3 protein-coding genes are annotated in these 2,658 nt (G+C 34.8%); all 3 read right to left on the bottom strand.

The features are described from left to right. Nucleotides 1-575, bottom strand: a 575-nt coding sequence (locus AB1414_18850; GenBank protein MEW6609472.1) for an alpha/beta fold hydrolase, incomplete at its 3' end; no start/stop codon positions are given. Nucleotides 576-590: 15 nt separating this feature from the next. Beyond that, complete coding sequence (locus AB1414_18845) at nucleotides 591-1,637, bottom strand: hypothetical protein (protein ID MEW6609471.1); 1,047 nt, start codon at nucleotides 1,635-1,637, stop codon at nucleotides 591-593. 239 nt (nucleotides 1,638-1,876) lie between these two features. Continuing rightward, a partial coding sequence (locus AB1414_18840; protein MEW6609470.1) for a hypothetical protein occupies nucleotides 1,877-2,658 on the bottom strand: 782 nt, incomplete at its 5' end.

The raw sequence follows: 2,658 nt of genomic DNA, 5'->3' as shown, positions 1-2,658 counted from the left end.
GCCCATTCACTGCCACAATGCGGTGTATTTACATTAATAAACCGCTTAACCTTATCTGCACCACCATGCTGAAGATAATACCTACCTATAAGTCCTCCCTGGGAATGACCAACGATAATGAGTTTATTCTTTTGCCAGTCATCACCATAATATGCTTTTAATATTTCTTCCACCTTAGAAGGAAGAGAGTTAGGGGCTGATGAATCATTATGTGAATTCAGAGGATTAGCACTCCCGGCTTTATTCTTCCCACCATAATCAAACGCCTCTAAATAATGCTTGACAACCTTGTTCTGCGGAGCATCGGGATGGTCTCGATCTACAGTAACTGCTTTACCATCCAGTGTTATTCGTCCCTCTGGAGCTGGCTCATTAAACCGGACCCATCTATACCCAAAGTATTTCTCTAATTCTTTAGTCACAATATCCCATGTTAATGAATTAGCATTAATCCCATGGATAAACAATACCGGCATAGGCGCATAAGTGGTACAATTCCCCCAATTAAATTCTTCAGCGCACACATTGCTACATAACAAACATCCTACTAATAACCCAAAATAAAACTTTTTCATGATTATCTACCTCCTCTACCAAATATTATCAGGTTTTTTATATACAAAATGTTTACCGCTCTGAGGTAACACTCCAACTGATAATGGATCACCTACTATTTTACCAGTTTTGCTATCAAATAAGACAAAATCTCTATTTCCTATACACATCGTTCCATCTGGCGACCAAAGTCCATGAATATATTCTTCTTTCTCTTCTTCAAATAGCTGAACACTATTTCCATTTAAGTCAACAATTCTTCCTCCGGTCATAATCATCGTTCCATCAGGAGACCAATCAGAGAGATGACTGGTCTTCCACACCTTCCTTCTCTCGCTCCCATCCGGTTTCATCACCCAAATCCAGAAATTGCAAACAAAGGCAATCAAATCACCTTTAGGTGACCAGATGGGGGATTCATCATCATATACAACATAAGTTTTGTTATCAAATGTTTCTATTCTACTCTCTGTAGAAAGTCTATGTTTATTATCTCCATCTGCATTCATTATCCAAATCCCTTTCTTGAATATCTCATATACAATTTCCTTCCCATCTGGTGACCACGAGGGATGTATCCCCTCATAATCAAGTAACCTTTCATCTGTTCCATCTACAGTTATACTCCACATTCCCCATTCTACATTGTAGACTAATTTATTTGTATCTTTACAATAAGACATATATGCATCTGATTTTGACCCACCAGTCCATTCTTTACGATATCTCCTTTTATACTCTCTCTTTAACCTATTTATATCCTTTTCACACATTACTTCCTTAATCTCCTTTTTCTCCGTCCCATCATAATTCATCGAACAAAGGAAGTATTTAACATCATGAATGAAATATGTACCACCTGTAACTAGATCAGGGTTTTCACTTTCTACAGCAAAGGTTACTTTCTTAATAAAATAAATCTTATTGTTTTCACCCCAGCATGGTGCATGATAAGAAATAGAGTCACTCCGGCAACTTTTTCCAAATAACCAACCCATCGCATGAGAGAAGTTAAAAGTAAGAAGTAAGAAGTAGAAAATAAGTAAGGTTAAACTTGTAATCAAAATTATTCTTTTAATCATTTTACCTTTTACCTCCAATTTAATTGAAATTCATAGAAATAAAGTTGAAATTCATGGAAATAAAATTGAAATAAGGTTGAAATAAGGTTGAAATTTATGGAAACTCATTGTTTTTTTACAACCAATTTCTATCTATTTCTACTATATTTCTATTTATTTCCACTTATTTCCATTATATTTCTACCATATTTCTATGTATTTCTATCGTATTTCCATATATTACCACATCCGTGTATTAATTATGGCTCAAACTCACTATCAAGTATTTCTGTATTTAACTCTATATTAGAAAGTACTACTTCCCTTGCGACAGTAACCTCATCTAATAACTTCATTTCTACATACTTACTCGGAATCCAAATATTATTTATACAAGACACCTCTTTTATCGCCGTAATTACTCTAAGTGTTTTATCTAAATCATAAACCTCTGCCTTCATAATCATCCAATTATTACCATCTACATATATCACTACTTTACTAATTTCTTCTATCTCAGGTTCGAACTCAAGTATATAAGTATTCCCCTCTTTTGCTATTAGTGTAGTAGTGCCATTCGTAACTATTTCTTCTAAACTACGGAATGGAGATATATCAGCCTCAAACATATCATCTATATTCCCTTGATGAATTCCTATTTCTTCAGAAGATAAATATACCATTTCACCATTAAGTATAAAGGTAGTAGGTGTACCAGTAACGGAGGTAATTTTCACCTTATCAGGTTTTTTCTGCATAAATATTCTTTCAGTTGGTCCAAATGTATTAACTATTGTATTTGTTCCAACTATAGTAATCGTTCCAAAATCAATCATCTTCGCCTTCATATCCTCAATCTTACCAAAATTCTCCGCTACTTTTTGTAGAATTTCTGCGGGGGTAGGAATAGGTGTGGTAATAATAAACGATATACTATCAGCCGCTACATTATTGGCTCTATCTCTCGTTGTTAATCTCAGGGTATATGACCCTCTCGGCAGGAAGATTGTAGATAGAGTGCCTGAAATATTAGTTATTCCGC

The sequence above is a fragment of the bacterium genome, assembly GCA_040755795.1.
Classification (GTDB): Bacteria; UBA9089; CG2-30-40-21; order CG2-30-40-21; family SBAY01; genus JBFLXS01.
The sequence above is the reverse complement of the archived record's forward strand: the minus strand, read 5'-3'. Positions and strand labels throughout refer to the sequence as shown.

What these genes read in the sequence shown, in the direction of transcription:
- AB1414_18845 (MEW6609471.1), bottom strand. Translation starts at nt 1,637, where the DNA reads ATGATTAAAAGAATAATTTTGATTACAAGTTTAACCTTACTTATTTTC.